Origin of the sequence: Terrilactibacillus laevilacticus, assembly GCF_006517395.1 — a bacterium.
GTDB lineage: Bacteria > Bacillota > Bacilli > Bacillales > Sporolactobacillaceae > Terrilactibacillus > Terrilactibacillus laevilacticus.
Map to the genome: position 1 here is coordinate 12,563 of NZ_VDCY01000011.1, position 14,683 is coordinate 27,245.

Genomic DNA, 14,683 nt, shown 5'->3' on the forward strand with positions numbered 1-14,683 from the left:
GAAATACTGATGCGTATGCTAAAAAATAACTCAACTTTCCTACTGACCTGTATCAATGGTAATGGGGGATACTTCAAGTTCTTTGTGGCAATGGATAAAATTAAAAGTTCCTTCCCCAATAATTATAACAAGCAAAAAATATGCAAGTTTCTATACACAACTTGTTATTCTCATGATTTAAGAAACCTCCCTCACTTATGATACGGTTCCCCCCTCATAATCTTAAACGCCCGGTACACCTGCTCCATCAACACCAATCTCATCAATTGATGCGGAAATGTCATCTTAGAAAAAGACAAGTGATAATCCGCCCGCTTTAATACTTCATCACTCAATCCATTCGATCCGCCGATGACGAAGGCGATTTTACTTTTTCCATAGGTTGCGAGTTCATCGATGTGTTTTGCGAGTTGTTCAGATGTGAGTTGTTTTCCTAAGATGGCAAGGGCAATCACGTAGGTATCTGGTGTGATTTTATTTAATAGTTTGTCGCCTTCGATTTTTTTGACTTGTTCGATTTCGGCGTCGCTCATGTTTTCTGGGGCTTTTTCATCGGGGATTTCGATGATGTTGATTTTGGTGTAGGCGCTGAGGCGTTTTTTGTATTCGTTGATGCCTTGTTGAATGTATTTTTCTTTTAGCTTTCCCACAGTTAAAATGTTGATATTCACAAGTTATCCCGTCCTTTCCACATGGTTATGCACAGTTTTTATCCACATATCCACAACCAAATCTATATCTTGTATGAAAACATTAGTTTGTTACTAAATAATCCGCTGGGTTTGAACAATACACACATCTTGTGGATAACTTGTGTTTATCTTCTAGTTTTTCAAAGTTTGGTGCTTGCTCATATTCTTCTATAACTTCTTCGAAAGCGAGCTCAATGTGCTCAAAACAGCAGTATAATCGCATTTCCGACATATTTCTCCTTTATTTTCTATAATTATTATGTATTCGTTTTCTTATTTTTTTTATTTGTTCAAGTTTATTTGTCTGAAAAATCATTGTGGATATCAACTGCTATTATCCACAGTTATCCACACTGTTATCCACACCTGTGCAAAATTTTCATTCAATTCATAATCGATTGTGTATAACTTGATTGTTTCTTTAGTTATCCACTTTAAAAGAGGCATTATTAAAGCTCACGAAAAATAAGGTATGACTAATATTGTCATACCCTTCCTCTGTCATTATAATGCGTTAAATGTGACACTTGATTAAAGTCCTTGATTTCCCAAATGTTATCATGGAATTCAATATTACTAATGCAAGCATTAATGAGCTTTGTGTTTCTAATCTCTTCACTGTGATTAGATAAAATCGAGAGTATTTCATGAATCACGCCGCCATGAGCGACAAATAGTATTTTTTTATCTGGATAATTTTCAGAGAGGGTTCTGAGGGCTCCCATAATACGTTTTTGAAAAACATCCGTTTGTTCTTTATTTGGATAGTTACGATCTGGGTATTTTGCTAAGCGTTCTTCGATCGTGAGTCCTTCAGCATCACCAAATCCACGCTCTTTGATGTCTTCCATTTCAATGAGAGGCAAATTCAAACGCTCATTAATCGCTTCAGCCGTTTGCTTTGCTCGTTTAAGTGGACTACAGACAATTAAGTCCCATTCTGAGCCTTCAAAATAATCCGCCGTTTCTTTTGCTTGTTGGTAGCCAACCTCATTAAGTGGGATATCTGTGCTTCCTTGCAATCGTCCTTCAGCATTCCAATTTGTTTCACCATGTCTAATTAAACAAACCGTTGTCATCGATCCATTCCTTTCTTCTTGCATGTCCTTTTATTGTGATCATACCATAAATGGATCGTCGCTTCTAAATAACTAACGCTCTGTCACAACACTTTCATATTTATATTGATGTTCATCCACATTAATTTTCTTAAAGAAAACTTGCCAATTGCGGGGCCTATAAGGTGCAGACAGAGGCCCAGTTGCACTTATGCAAAAAAATCCCTACCAAATGTGATAGGGACCCTTTTTTCAACTTTTAAGAAAAGACTTTACTGCCAAGAGTGAGATACGTTGTATGTTTCTTTCCATTACGGTAGTAAACAATTTTTACTTTTTGATTTGGTTTCAATTTAGTATACAGATACGTTGAGAAGCTGACATAGTCTTTAATTTTTTCACCGTTAATTTCTGTGATGACATCGCCAATTTTCAAATCGCTATCTGCCGCTGGTTGACCTTGTTGAATTTGAGAAATGACAAGACCATTTTTAACACCGCTTGGTAATTTTAATTGTGAGACCTGATTTGATGGAATGGTTGTTAAATCAACAATCCCAACACCGAGGAGCGGTCTTTCAATTTTACCGTTTTTCTCTAAATTATTGATAATCGGTTTAGCTACATTGATAGGAATCGCAAATCCAATGCCTTCAACTTGTTCTTCCGCAATTTTAGAAGAATTGATTCCGATGACTTGACCTGCAATATTAACAAGAGCCCCGCCACTGTTACCTGGATTGATGGCTGCATCTGTTTGAACAAGATTTGCTTCAATAGAGACATTTCCGCCTTCAATCGGCATGGTTCGATTGGCTGAGCTGACAATGCCTTCTGTTACTGAACCACTGAAACCGAGTGGATTTCCGATCGCTATGGCTGGTTCGCCGCGTTTCAAAATACCTGAGTTACCAAATTCGGCGACACTATTTACACCAGAATCACTAATTCGGAGGACAGCTAAATCGTAAAGCGAATCTTTACCAAGAACCGTCGCTGAGACTTTCTTATTGTTTTCGAGTCTGACTTCAACTTTGTTCGCACCTTCAACGACATGGTTATTTGTTACGATGTAGGCATACCCATTGGCTTTTTTATAAATAATACCTGATCCAAGCCCCGATTCGGTATATTGATTATCGTAGAAATTGGCTCTCTGATAGTTAATGACAGCAACAACGCTAGGTGATACCTTATCCACCGCATCTGTGACCGATGAATTGACTTTCACATTCAACTGCCGACTAATCGCATTATTTGCATTAGAAGAACTATTGACTTGATCCAATCCATTTCCTGTTGTTACTGAGTAGGGAAGAACCCCAAGATTAGACAAAACGGGGGCAAGAATTAAGAAAACAACGATGCCTATAATCGCACCGAGAAATCCAGCAAAAAACCAACCTTTACGACCACTGCGTCCTTCTCGACGATCTTCTGTAGGCAAGCGATCACGTCTTGTTTCTTCCTCATTTTGATTTTGGTCATCAAAATAGTCCATCTTATCAACACCTTTCTATGTAACGTACTATTTTATAGATCAACTATAACATGATCAGAACCTATGGATTTCGATTGTGTGACAATTTCGATAAACGTGTGATTTTAGACCTTTTTTATCGAAAAAAATGGACAAACGTCCAAATTTACATACTATTAACAGTCTAGAAGCCATATCTTCTTAAAATGTGTGTTCAAAAAGGTGACAAATGAAAAAAGGTTTACTGGCTAAGTACGCTCGCATCCAGGACACCAGTACTAGCCCGTCCTGGGCGTCGGAGGCTAAGAGCGGCGCTGTTACCTTAGGACCGGCATTCCTTGCGTTATGGTAGCTTCAACTTTGCTTACAGAACGTGAGCAATTTTAGCTAGAGATCCTCTTGTATCCACTACATGAGGACCGCAATGTAGGTTTTTGCTACATGAGGACCGCAAAAACGAGCGGGCGCCGAGATTCGTAGCTTATCATTTGGTGGCTTTTTGAACATCCTCTTAAAGTCTATTCTTACATTATGTATCTTGTTCCTATATTAAGAAGAGGTCAAAAGGCCATGAAATTAGCCCAATGACCATACTCTATTATTAACCAATTTATGAAAGGTTAAAACTACTCAAATGGCACATAATCGTGTCGGAGTGTCTGGATCGGTATCAAAAAGACCAATGTCCTCACCTAATTGAATGCCGTATTGACCTAATTTCTGTTCAACACTCATACGTGCTAAATCCTTCATGTTATTATCTTTGCTCAAATGAGCTAAATAAATACGCTTTGTATTATGACCAATCACTTCACTTAAAGCGAGTCCCGCATCTTCATTTGAAATATGACCTGAGTCTCCAAGGATTCTCCGTTTTATATTCCAAGGATAACGTCCCATCATCAGCATTTGAATGTCGTGATTCGCTTCAATAATATAAGCATCCGATTCACGGATAACGCCTTTAATACGATCTGAAACATAGCCGAGATCAGTCAGTAAGGTGAGTTTCTTATCTTCATGATGAAAACTGAAAAACATGGGTTCAGCAGCATCATGAGAAACGCCAAAGGATTCAATTTGAAGTGAACCAAATTCTTTCACGGTACCTGTTTCGAAAGTGAACTTTTGATCATTATCTATTTTTCCAATGGAATCACTCATGGCTTGCCATGTTTTTGTATTGGCATAGATAGGAATTTGAAAGCGACGAGCAAAAACACCGAGTCCTTTAATATGGTCACTATGTTCATGCGTCACTAAAATTCCATCAAGATCTTTTGGATCCCGGTTGATGTGACTTAATAACTCGACCATTCTCTTCCCGCTTAAACCACAATCAACCAGTAGTTTGTGCTTTTCAGTTTCAATATATAGTGAGTTCCCCGTACTCCCGCTTGCTAAAACGCTGTATTGTAGAGACAAATGTCGTTCACTCTCCATTCCCTAATGTTTGTACCTCACTTGACACGGCATTCACAAAATAATGATGTGTGTCTTTTTCTGTTTTTACTTGCATATGCCATGTAGGAAAGAAAACCATCGTGTCATTTTGGTCGACATTTCCGATTGAATTGAAATACGCTAAATTAATCTTTTTAAGCGTAATGTTCTTCTTATATCCTGATAAAATATTATTTTGTATTAAATTATCATAAGCTCCTGTTGCATTAATAATATCGACTTTGTTTGTTTTTGTAAAAACAAAGTATCTCTGTGTATAACTTATGATTTGATGGTTTTTTACCTTTAAATTTAAAAACGTAAATCCGTTATGATCTTTAATATAAACAGGTGTAGAATCAAATACTTGGATGAAATGAAGATTCCCGTCCTTATCTGTTGAAGAATACGTATACTCATTCCCTTTATAAATCAATTTTTGAATAATTTGTTGATAATTTTTATTTTGTTTTGGTATGTCAACTGGATGTTCAAATGTCCCTTCGATCGTTCGTCCATTATTCGTTACTTTAATCGTTTGTGCGGAATAGTCCTTCGTGTCCTGTAAACTCTTTAACGAATCTATCAAGTCGTTCTTATCATTTTTCACAAATGACTGCTGTTCTCCTATTATAAAGGTTACATTTTCAGGAGTTTTCGGTATTTCTGTATCTATTTTAACGTTGTTTTTGGTCTGTGTTATATCTTGTGTTGGACTGTCCATTGTCAATTCTTCACTTTGTCTTTGATAAAATTCATATGCTAAAAAAATGTTGAGGAGAAGAAAGCAGATAATGAATATGGTTTTTGTTTTACTCCAATTCATTCAAATCCCCTCCTGTTTATGGAATTCTTTTCATCCGTAAAAACGGGATACCACTGGCCGTTTTGTTTATAAAACCAACCCGGTGTGAGTTCAATCTGATCTGAATTTGAATCTGTCACATTGCTTAGATTGTAACCGATTTTAATGTCTTCTAATTTGGAAGGTTGGATATGTTTTGATACTAACTCAACAATGACCTCATTAGCCCCTTCTAATTCATAGGTTGTTTTTGAATAGATTGGATCCATGTCGATTAAAGTAGAATACAGCTCCGTAAGTTGTCCACTCTTCCAATTCAATTTAACCGTTGGCAAATATCGTCCCAAATAATCCGTATTATAAATCAAGTAATTTCCCAGTTGAATGCGGAAACCTGCTTCGCCGTCTTGTGAATGTTTTTTAGATGGTTCAAATTCATCATAAACGAAACTGTTTGTCCAACCCTTATACCCATTAATAAATTCATAACTACGATAGATGACACTATCTTGGTTATTCTTGTTTTTATTAATACCAGGATTAAATTTAATATAATGAAGAACATTCCCTGGATTTTCTTCTAATTGACTACCTCCATCCGAGTAGACCGCGTTCTTTGTACTTGAAACACTATCGGGATCTTTATATAAAACAGAAATATATCTTTTAAGATCTAGCGTTCGATAAAACACCCGCTCACTATTCACTTTTGTCTTATCTATTGGTAAGTAGACATGTTTCTCGTGACTTAATGATTGACGAAGATATTGCCTTAGATTTTCACTCGTGATCGCATCACTTAATTGTTTTGTACTCATACGATTAACCGAGGCATAAAACACTGCTGAATCATTTTGCGATCGAAAAACAGCTGTTACTTTCCCTTGGTTTCCATTGCTCTGAAAAACTTCGATCCGATCAACATACAGGTTATTTCTAACTATGAAATTATCATTGAATGTAAATAATCGTTTCAATGTATCGATGGTCAATGGGGCAGGGAAAACAATTTCATAAGATGGATTTTGCCCTCTTGAAGGCAAATTTTTTTTCACATCTGTTGAGACATTCGTATATTGACCCTTTTGAAATAATTCATATAGTTTTGAGACACTTTCTGCTGAGTCCTGTCCCAGTATTTGATGGCCACGATAGTTCACGGCAAGATAGGGTTTAATGACATCATGGATATTTTTTGATTCGGCAATACTAACCGTTGTTGTATTAGGTGGTGTAATACTTTCATAATCGGTTTGATAGAACCAAATACTAAACGTTAAGGTGATACTAAGTAAAACTAAAACCGTTAGAAAAATAGATTTAAAAGCTTCTTTAGTCACGATGATCTCCCCCTTTATCTAATGGGAGTGTAAAAAGAATGCTTGTCCCTTTGTTCCATTCACTTTCCGCCCATATTTCCCCGCCTTGTGCCTCAATCATTTCCTTGGCAATAGCAAGTCCAAGACCTGTACCGCCAAGTTTACGAGATCTAGCTTTATCTACTCGGTAAAAGCGAATGAAAACCTTAGATAAATTTTCTTTTGGAATGCCAACACCTTCATCACTAATGCATACTTTAAGGTATTGACCTTTCTTTGTAACTTTAAGAGTGATCGATCCGCCTTCTGGTGAATACTTCATTGCATTAGAATAGATATTATCAATAACCTGAGTCATCTTATCGCGATCAATATCCACGTAAATCGGTTTTTTGGGTAGCTTTCTTACAAAATGGATGTTTTGTCTTTTTGACATTTCAAAACGATCGACTATATGATTGCAAAAGGCAATGAAATCGGTCCTCTGTGGTGTAATGGAGTAATCCTTTGCATCCAGTTTGGAAAGTTGAAGGAGATCATTTACTAATCGAATCATTCTTTCCGTTTCCATCTGTGTGACGTCAATAAACTTTCGAGCTAGCTTTTCATCATTGACTGCACCGTCTTGTAAGGCTTCTAGATAGCTCTTCATTGTTGTGAGTGGTGTACGAAGCTCATGTGACACATTTGCTACGAATTCACGCCGTTCCATCTCAACCTGTTCTTGCTCCGTTACATCGTGGATAACCGCAATTATACCGTTGATCCTTCCGTTTTCTTTTTTTGTCGTAGAGAAATTCGCTCTTAAAAGCATTTTTTTCTCTATGGAACTAAAGTCTAAAATAATCGAATCCGTTATTTTATAGAGATCTTCAATGGTATAATCTTCCTCAATCTTAAGTAAAGAGAGAATGGAGATGCCTGAAATACGATGACGATAAACACCAAGTAGACTTTCCGCACGGTTATTCATTAAAATGACGTGGCCTTTACGATCTGTTGCAATGACACCGTCTGTCATGTAGGCAAGCACAGATCTTAATTTTCTTCGTTCTGCTTCAGCTATGGCATTCGCTTCATGAAGACGATCTGTCATATCATTAAAAGCATTGGCTAACTGGCCAATCTCATCATCATCGATGGTTTCTACTTTTTTTGTAAAATTACCTCTAGAAATGGCATAAGCCTGTTTTTGCATTTGAGCTAAAGGTTTTGTGATCGTCCGGGCTAAAAACATCCCAAGCGCTGCCGTAACTAATAAGGCGATCACAGTTGCTGTTGCCAATATTTTATTTATCGTAAATAACTGACTATAGATATTTTCCATTTTTCCTTCTAAATAAAGAATTCCGTAACGTTCAGAATCGACATAGATGGGCGTGGTAATCGCCATCACACGTTCACCTGTATCACGTTCTTTAAATAGATAAGGCTTGGGTACCGTAGATGAAAGAACATCTGGCATAATGGTTGAATTAGATGTATATTTCCCAATTTGATCACTATTTCTTTGATCTGCAGCGACAATTTTTCCTGAATCATCTATGACTTCAACTTTTTTAATACCGTTACTCTTCTTTAATTGATTATCCATTTCAGATAATTGGTCATTTATCTTATTCAAAACGGTACTTTGATTATTATTTTCTTCTTTGACTTCTCTTATCGCTTCACCAACGTTATAAGCCATAATTTTTGATTGGTTGATCAATGATTGTTGGTAAGTTGAGATAGAATTATCTCTCAAACGATCTGAAAAGGTCACCCCAATTAATTGTAAAGCCAATAAAAACAGCAACGTATAAACTAATACAAATTTAAAATGAATCGATTTAAAAAAACCGACTTTCTTCATAATATTTACTCCTGCTCTGGATTTCTTAAATAATAACCCACCCCACGCCGTGTAACAATCCACGCTGGACGACTTGGGTTATCTTCTACCTTTTCTCTTAACCTTCTTACAGTCACATCCACTGTCCGTACATCACCAAAGTAGTCATAGCCCCACACGGTTTGTAGTAAGTGCTCACGTGTCATGACTTGTCCTAGGTGCTTACCTAAATAATGTAATAATTCAAATTCACGGTGGGTTAATTCAATCGTTTCATCTCGTTTAGTCACGATATAGGCTTCAGGATGAATAACTAAATCGCCGATAACAATTTCATTTCCACTTTCTTCTTTTCCCGCCTCTTGATGGTGACGTCTTAAGTTTGCTTTAACTCTGGCGATGAGTTCACGATTACTGAATGGTTTTGTCACGTAATCGTCGGCACCCATTTCGAGACCAAGGACTTTATCAATTTCTGAATCCTTAGCTGTCAACATAATAATTGGCATATTGTAAGTTTTACGGATTTCTCGGCACACTTCCATACCATCTTTTACTGGTAGCATAACATCCAAGAGGACCATATCTGGTTTCTCTTCTTCTACTTTTTGTAAAGCTTCTTCTCCATCATAAGCACAAACAACGGTGTATCCTTCTTTTTCAAGATTAAATTGTAAAATATCAGCAATAGGCTGTTCGTCATCTACAACGAGTATTTTTTTATCCATAGAGGTCGTTCCTCCTCATTTTTCACGGGTTTAATAAAAATAAACATCTTAATAATTTTAACACACTACGCTTTGTCCTGTCATAATGCGGCTTATTATAGAAGTTAAAGCGGAATGTATCTATATAAATAGGTCATTCGTCACAAACATTTGAAAGTCCTTTGTTTAACATAGTTAAAAATGTTGATCATTCAGAGATTAACCGTATTTTAAATCGAATGATGACGATTAATACATTAATTTCTTATATGCGACCGAAATTTCGTATTTTTGACCTGGGATTGAGCGACTCCAAACCGGAATTGAGCTACTTTGACACAGAATTGAGCCACTTCTGCAGGAATTGAGCTACTTCGACACCGAATTGAGCTACTTCGACACAGAATTGAGCCACTTCTGCAGGAATTGAGCTACTTCGACACCGAATTGAGCCACTTCAGCCGGAATTGAGCTACTTCGACACCGAATTGAGCCACTTCTACAGTAATTGAGCTACTTCGACACCGAATTGAGCCACTTCAGCCTGGAATGGTTACTTTAGAAATTAAGAAACAATTCCTTACTATAATATGATTCGCTTTTTGTTTAAAAAATAGAGGCAAAAAATATTATTTTTGAGGGATTGAAACACTGTAGAGAAACAAGAGGTTTTTTTCCAAATATAAAAATAAACATGCCTTATGACATGCTTTAATAATAATAGTGGTGGCTCGAGACGGAATCGAACCGCCGACACGAGGATTTTCAGTCCTCTGCTCTACCGACTGAGCTATCGAGCCAAATGAATATGAATATTACTTATGTTTATTTTCTTCGATGTTGTTTCTTTTGTGTACCTACGGCTTTGCCTTCGGTACAACTCGATGCGGATTCGATGAAGGTTACGCTGGTTGCTCTACCGACTGAGCTATCGAGCCATAATTGATATAAAAGTGTAGAACTAAATTGTTTCCTGATGCTTATTCGATGATGCTAAAATTTCTGTCCCTCCAGCTTCGCTTGCGGGACAACTCGCAGCTTATTCGAAGAAGGTTATGCTGGTTGCTCTACCGACTGAGCTATCGAGCCAAATGAATATGAATATTACTTATGTTTATTTTCTTCGATGTTGTTTCTTTTGTGTACCTACGGCTTTGCCTTCGGTACAACTCGATGCGGATTCGATGAAGGTTACGCTGGTTGCTATCAATCCTAAATAAAATTTTCAAGTTCATTATGTATTAAAAATGGCGGATCCGACCGGATTTGAACCGGCGATCTCCTGCGTGACAGGCAGGCATGTTAACCCCTACACCACGGATCCATATGTTTGGTTGCGGGGGCAGGATTTGAACCTACGACCTTCGGGTTATGAGCCCGACGAGCTACCAGACTGCTCCACCCCGCGATAGTAAATAAATATTTAGTTTTAAATCTGTTTGATGTTTTAAAGACTGTCACTACGGCTCTGCCTTCGTGACAACTCGTAGCTTACTCGAGGATGTGTTGCTCGTTGCTCCACCCCGCGATAGTAATAATATTTAATTTTAGATCTACTTGATGTTTCAAAGACTGTACCTACGGCTATCGCCTACGGTACAACTCGAAGTTTTATTCGAGGAAGCTTTGCTCGTTGCTCCACACCGCGATAATATGAAATGTTTAATTTTATATCTACTAATTGTTTAATGACTGTACCTACGACTTCGTCTTCGGTACAACTCGCCGTGGATTCGAAGAGGTTGTCCTCGTTGCTCCACCCCGCGATAATATGATGATTCAAGAAACATAATTTCTTTGTGACACAAAAAGTATCTTACCATGTAATTAGAAACATTGCAAGTGCTTTTTTATATGTTTCATTTATATTAAGGGTCAATTACATTTTTATCCTTTTATGGTACATGCTTTTTTTCTCATGTATAATGAGCAAAGACGATCTCAATCATCAGGAGGGATATTAATGAAAACTCGTCAGTCAGTTGTTTTTCTGCTATTTTCGATTCTCCTAATATTAGTATATCCCGCTAAATCATTCGCTACTACATCGCTTGTAGGCACAGGTGATTGGGACAAAGTAGGTCAAGAGGACATCTCGCTCAAAAAGTATAGGAATGTTTATACTAAAAATTATAGTTCAAACGGCGGTAATTTTAAAATATGTATTTCTGGATTACAAAGGGATAATGCTTTTGCCGTTATGGCTTATGAATATGATCCTGCTGCTGACGATAAAAGAATAGCTACCTTTATTGTGAATTCCAGTTCCTGTTACTCTTTTAGTACTTCAAAATATATTGATGGGAACAATCGCAAAGCCGAAGTCTATTTTAAAATTAATTCTCCTAATTATGAACAAAATATAATAGCTAAATTTTATGATTAATAAACAAGACATCCAACAAATGATGGTGGATGTCTTATTTTTTATAAGTTTACGATTTGATTATTAAGCAAATACGCCTCGTACTAATCGAGTTTGTGTACGATCAGGACCTACAGAGAAAATGGTAAGTGGGATACCTGTAAGTTGAGACACGCGCTCTACATAGTGCCTTGCATTCTCAGGAAGATCAGATAGCGTTTTGGCTCCTGTAATATCTTCACTCCAGCCTGGTAGTTCTTCAAAGATAGCTTCACATTCCGCTAAGACATTCAAGCTAGCTGGGAATTCATGAATGATTTCACCTTTGTATTTGTAAGCAACACAAATTTTGACAGTCTCAAGTCCTGAAAGAACGTCAAGACAGTTTAAAGATAAATCTGTGATTCCGCTGACACGACGAGCATGACGAACGACGACACTATCATACCACCCCACGCGGCGTGGACGACCAGTGACTGTACCATATTCATGACCGATTTCACGAATTCTATCCCCAACTTCTCCTTCAATTTCTGTTGGGAAAGGACCGTCTCCAACACGTGTCGTATAAGCTTTTGTAATACCGACAACGTGATCGATTTTAGATGGACCAACGCCAGATCCAATCGTTACACCGCCTGCAACAGGGTTTGAAGATGTAACAAAAGGATACGTTCCTTGGTCGATGTCAAGCATAACACCTTGAGCCCCTTCAAAAAGTACACGTTTTCCGTCATCAAGTGCATCATTTAAAACAACGGACGTGTCACAGACAAGGTGACGAATACGGTCAGCATAACCAAGATATTCTTCATAAATATCTTCAAGTTTAAATCCTTCCGTTTCGTACATTTTTTCAAATAGTCTATTTTTTTCTGCAAGGTTTTTTTCTAGTTTTTCTTTAAACGTATCAGGTTCAAGTAAATCGGCAATACGAATACCGACACGAGCCGCTTTATCCATATATGCTGGGCCGATCCCTTTTTTGGTTGTACCTATTTTCAATGAACCTTTACGTTCTTCTTCCAATATATCTTGCTTAATGTGGTAAGGAAGAATAACATGTGCCCGATTACTTATGCGTAAATTGTCAGTTGTTACGTTTTTTTCATGTAAATAATCTAACTCTTCTACTAGTGATTTTGGATTAACAACCATGCCATTGCCAATAACACAAATTTTATCACTATAAAAAATTCCTGATGGGATCAAACGTAATTTATATTTTACTCCATTAAATACGATGGTATGTCCAGCATTATCTCCGCCTTGATAACGCGATATAACCTCCGCTTTTCCTGATAAATAGTCCGTTATTTTACCTTTACCTTCATCGCCCCACTGGGCACCAACAACAACTACAGAAGACATCCATAGGCCCCCTAAAATGTATAATAATATTTTGACCATAGTAAGTGTAACAGGTTTAGCGTGCTAAAGTCAATGCAAAAAAGCGAACGTTATCATCCACTAGGGATATATTTGTTCGGTTATTTTTATTTGTTATTCCATAGTATTTACGATTTACCCCTGGTTATTAAAAATACTTCCTACAAAAAGACACCGTCTAATCGAGACGATGTCTTTTCAAAAATTAGGCTCCTGGAGGCATGTCACTTACATCATGCTTTCGGTCCAAATTCACAAATTTATTGTATTCTTTTATAAATGCGAGTTCGACTGTCCCTACAGGACCATTACGCTGTTTCGCTATAATAATTTCGATAATATTTTGTTTTTCGCTTTCTTTATCATAATAGTCATCTCGGTAAAGGAAAGCGACGATATCGGCATCTTGTTCAATACTTCCTGATTCTCGAATATCAGACATCATCGGTCTCTTATCCTGACGGGATTCTACACCCCGTGAGAGCTGTGATAGCGCAATAACAGGGACTTCAAGTTCCCTAGCAATAGCTTTTAGTGTCCGAGAAATCTCTGAAACTTCTTGTTGTCTATTTTCTGATCGATTCGAACCGCCATTGCCTAGGATCAGCTGAAGATAATCTATAACAATCATACCAAGACCTTTTTCTTGCTTCAATCTTCTACACTTTGCTCTGATGTCATTCACTCTGACACCTGGTGTATCATCAATATAAATTCCAGCGTGAGATAGGCTTCCCATGGCCATGGTCAACTTCTGCCAGTCCTCTTCATCTAGGGCACCTGTCCGAAGTTTTTGTGCATTGATGTTACCCTCGGCACAGAGCATACGCATAACGAGTTGCTGTGCGCCCATCTCTAAGCTGAAAATAGCTACCGTTTCATCTGTCCGTGTGGCGACATTTTGGGCGATATTTAGTGCAAAGGCCGTCTTACCTACTGAAGGTCTAGCTGCAACGATAATTAAATCGTTTTTTTGAAAACCTGCCGTCATACGGTCTAATTCAATGAAGCCTGTCGGTACACCTGTAATATCACCTTTGCGGTTCTGCAGCATTTCAATATTATCATAAGTCGCCATAAGGACATCTTTAATAGATTGAAATTCACTTGTTCGCTTACGCTGGGCTACTTCTAATATATTCTTTTCCGCATCATCTAAAATAGATGAAACATCATCCTCACGAGTATAACCATCTGAGACAATGGACGTTGCGGTACGTATTAAACGCCTTAGCAGGGCCTTTTCCTCTACAATACCTGTATAATATTCAATATTTGCAGCTGTTGGCGCTGAATTAGCCAGCTCTGCGAGATAAGAAATCCCTCCGACTTCTTCTAAACGTTTTTCATTTCGCAATTCATTTGTCAAGGTAATGACATCAACCGGCTCCCCGCGTTCTGATAATGTTAACATAACAGAAAAAATGAGTTGATGACTCGTTCTATAAAAGTCTTCTGGCAAGAGTGCCTCAGAAGCAACCGTAACAGATGATGGCTCAAGAAAAATAGCACCTAGGACAGCCTGCTCAGCCTCAATATTATGAGGCGGTGTACGATCGGCAAATAAGTCACTCATAAAAATCCTATCCCC

General features: G+C 37.6%; 12 protein-coding genes and 3 tRNA genes. 1 reads left to right on the top strand and 14 read right to left on the bottom strand.

Translation table 11 applies throughout. From position 1 onward, the window contains the following. Positions 1–191 precede the first annotated feature (191 nt). The 12 genes from rlmH to FG390_RS11810 all read right to left on the bottom strand — a co-directional run bounded on the left by rlmH (position 192) and on the right by FG390_RS11810 (position 10,746). Positions 192–671, bottom strand: a complete 480-nt coding sequence (gene rlmH / locus FG390_RS11755) for a 23S rRNA (pseudouridine(1915)-N(3))-methyltransferase RlmH (RefSeq protein ID WP_141191235.1) — start codon at positions 669–671, stop codon at positions 192–194. Positions 672–753: 82 nt separating this feature from the next. Next, positions 754–924 carry a CxxH/CxxC protein gene (locus tag FG390_RS11760; RefSeq protein WP_141191236.1) on the bottom strand — a complete coding sequence of 57 codons (171 nt, stop codon included), beginning with the start codon at positions 922–924 and terminating at the stop codon, positions 754–756. A 253-nt stretch (positions 925–1,177) separates the two neighbouring features. Further along, positions 1,178–1,771: a histidine phosphatase family protein gene (locus FG390_RS11765; protein ID WP_141191237.1), complete on the bottom strand. Its 594-nt coding sequence runs from the start codon at positions 1,769–1,771 to the stop codon at positions 1,178–1,180. 238 nt (positions 1,772–2,009) lie between these two features. Beyond that, on the bottom strand, positions 2,010–3,251 hold the full coding sequence (locus FG390_RS11770; RefSeq protein ID WP_141191238.1) for a S1C family serine protease: 1,242 nt from the start codon (positions 3,249–3,251) through the stop codon (positions 2,010–2,012). A 609-nt stretch (positions 3,252–3,860) separates the two neighbouring features. Beyond that, the gene (locus tag FG390_RS11775) at positions 3,861–4,655 is read right to left on the bottom strand and encodes an MBL fold metallo-hydrolase (RefSeq protein WP_141191239.1); all 795 of its coding nucleotides are present in this window, start codon (positions 4,653–4,655) and stop codon (positions 3,861–3,863) included. 7 nt (positions 4,656–4,662) lie between these two features. Then, positions 4,663–5,499 (bottom strand): two-component system regulatory protein YycI, encoded by an 837-nt coding sequence (locus FG390_RS11780; RefSeq protein WP_141191240.1) that lies wholly within the window; start codon positions 5,497–5,499, stop codon positions 4,663–4,665. After that, positions 5,496–6,818: a YycH family regulatory protein gene (locus FG390_RS11785; protein WP_181406486.1), complete on the bottom strand. Its 1,323-nt coding sequence runs from the start codon at positions 6,816–6,818 to the stop codon at positions 5,496–5,498. Before FG390_RS11785 ends, FG390_RS11780 begins: the two co-directional genes overlap by 4 nt. Next, complete coding sequence (gene walK, locus FG390_RS11790) at positions 6,811–8,652, bottom strand: cell wall metabolism sensor histidine kinase WalK (RefSeq protein ID WP_141191242.1); 1,842 nt, start codon at positions 8,650–8,652, stop codon at positions 6,811–6,813. The genes FG390_RS11785 and walK overlap by 8 nt, the downstream gene beginning before the upstream one ends. Positions 8,653–8,657: 5 nt before the next feature. Next, positions 8,658–9,359, bottom strand: a complete 702-nt coding sequence (gene yycF, locus FG390_RS11795) for a response regulator YycF (RefSeq protein WP_141191243.1) — start codon at positions 9,357–9,359, stop codon at positions 8,658–8,660. 703 nt (positions 9,360–10,062) lie between these two features. Further along, positions 10,063–10,138 (bottom strand) — tRNA-Phe (locus FG390_RS11800). Between the two features lie 448 nt (positions 10,139–10,586). Then, positions 10,587–10,662 (bottom strand) — tRNA-Asp (locus FG390_RS11805). A gap of 7 nt (positions 10,663–10,669) precedes the next feature. Next, a tRNA-Met gene (locus FG390_RS11810) sits at positions 10,670–10,746 on the bottom strand. Between the two features lie 555 nt (positions 10,747–11,301). Between FG390_RS11810 and FG390_RS11815 the strand changes: the two genes are divergently transcribed. Next, positions 11,302–11,724, top strand: a complete 423-nt coding sequence (locus FG390_RS11815) for a YndA family protein (protein WP_141191244.1) — start codon at positions 11,302–11,304, stop codon at positions 11,722–11,724. Between the two features lie 63 nt (positions 11,725–11,787). Here FG390_RS11815 and FG390_RS11820 read toward each other — a convergent pair whose 3' ends face one another. Continuing rightward, a complete protein-coding gene (locus tag FG390_RS11820) occupies positions 11,788–13,074 on the bottom strand; it encodes an adenylosuccinate synthase (protein ID WP_141191245.1) in 1,287 nt (428 codons plus the stop codon). 223 nt (positions 13,075–13,297) lie between these two features. Then, entirely contained in the window at positions 13,298–14,668 is a 1,371-nt protein-coding gene (gene dnaB, locus FG390_RS11825; protein ID WP_141191246.1) for a replicative DNA helicase, read from the bottom strand. Positions 14,669–14,683: the final 15 nt, after the last annotated feature.

What these genes read in the sequence shown, in the direction of transcription:
- dnaB (WP_141191246.1), bottom strand. Translation starts at nt 14,668, where the DNA reads ATGAGTGACTTATTTGCCGATCGTACACCGCCTCATAATATTGAGGCT.
- FG390_RS11770 (WP_141191238.1), bottom strand. Translation starts at nt 3,251, where the DNA reads ATGGACTATTTTGATGACCAAAATCAAAATGAGGAAGAAACAAGACGT.
- FG390_RS11760 (WP_141191236.1), bottom strand. Translation starts at nt 924, where the DNA reads ATGTCGGAAATGCGATTATACTGCTGTTTTGAGCACATTGAGCTCGCT.
- walK (WP_141191242.1), bottom strand. Translation starts at nt 8,652, where the DNA reads ATGAAGAAAGTCGGTTTTTTTAAATCGATTCATTTTAAATTTGTATTA.
- FG390_RS11815 (WP_141191244.1), top strand. Translation starts at nt 11,302, where the DNA reads ATGAAAACTCGTCAGTCAGTTGTTTTTCTGCTATTTTCGATTCTCCTA.
- FG390_RS11820 (WP_141191245.1), bottom strand. Translation starts at nt 13,074, where the DNA reads ATGTCTTCTGTAGTTGTTGTTGGTGCCCAGTGGGGCGATGAAGGTAAA.
- FG390_RS11765 (WP_141191237.1), bottom strand. Translation starts at nt 1,771, where the DNA reads ATGACAACGGTTTGTTTAATTAGACATGGTGAAACAAATTGGAATGCT.
- yycF (WP_141191243.1), bottom strand. Translation starts at nt 9,359, where the DNA reads ATGGATAAAAAAATACTCGTTGTAGATGACGAACAGCCTATTGCTGAT.
- FG390_RS11780 (WP_141191240.1), bottom strand. Translation starts at nt 5,499, where the DNA reads ATGAATTGGAGTAAAACAAAAACCATATTCATTATCTGCTTTCTTCTC.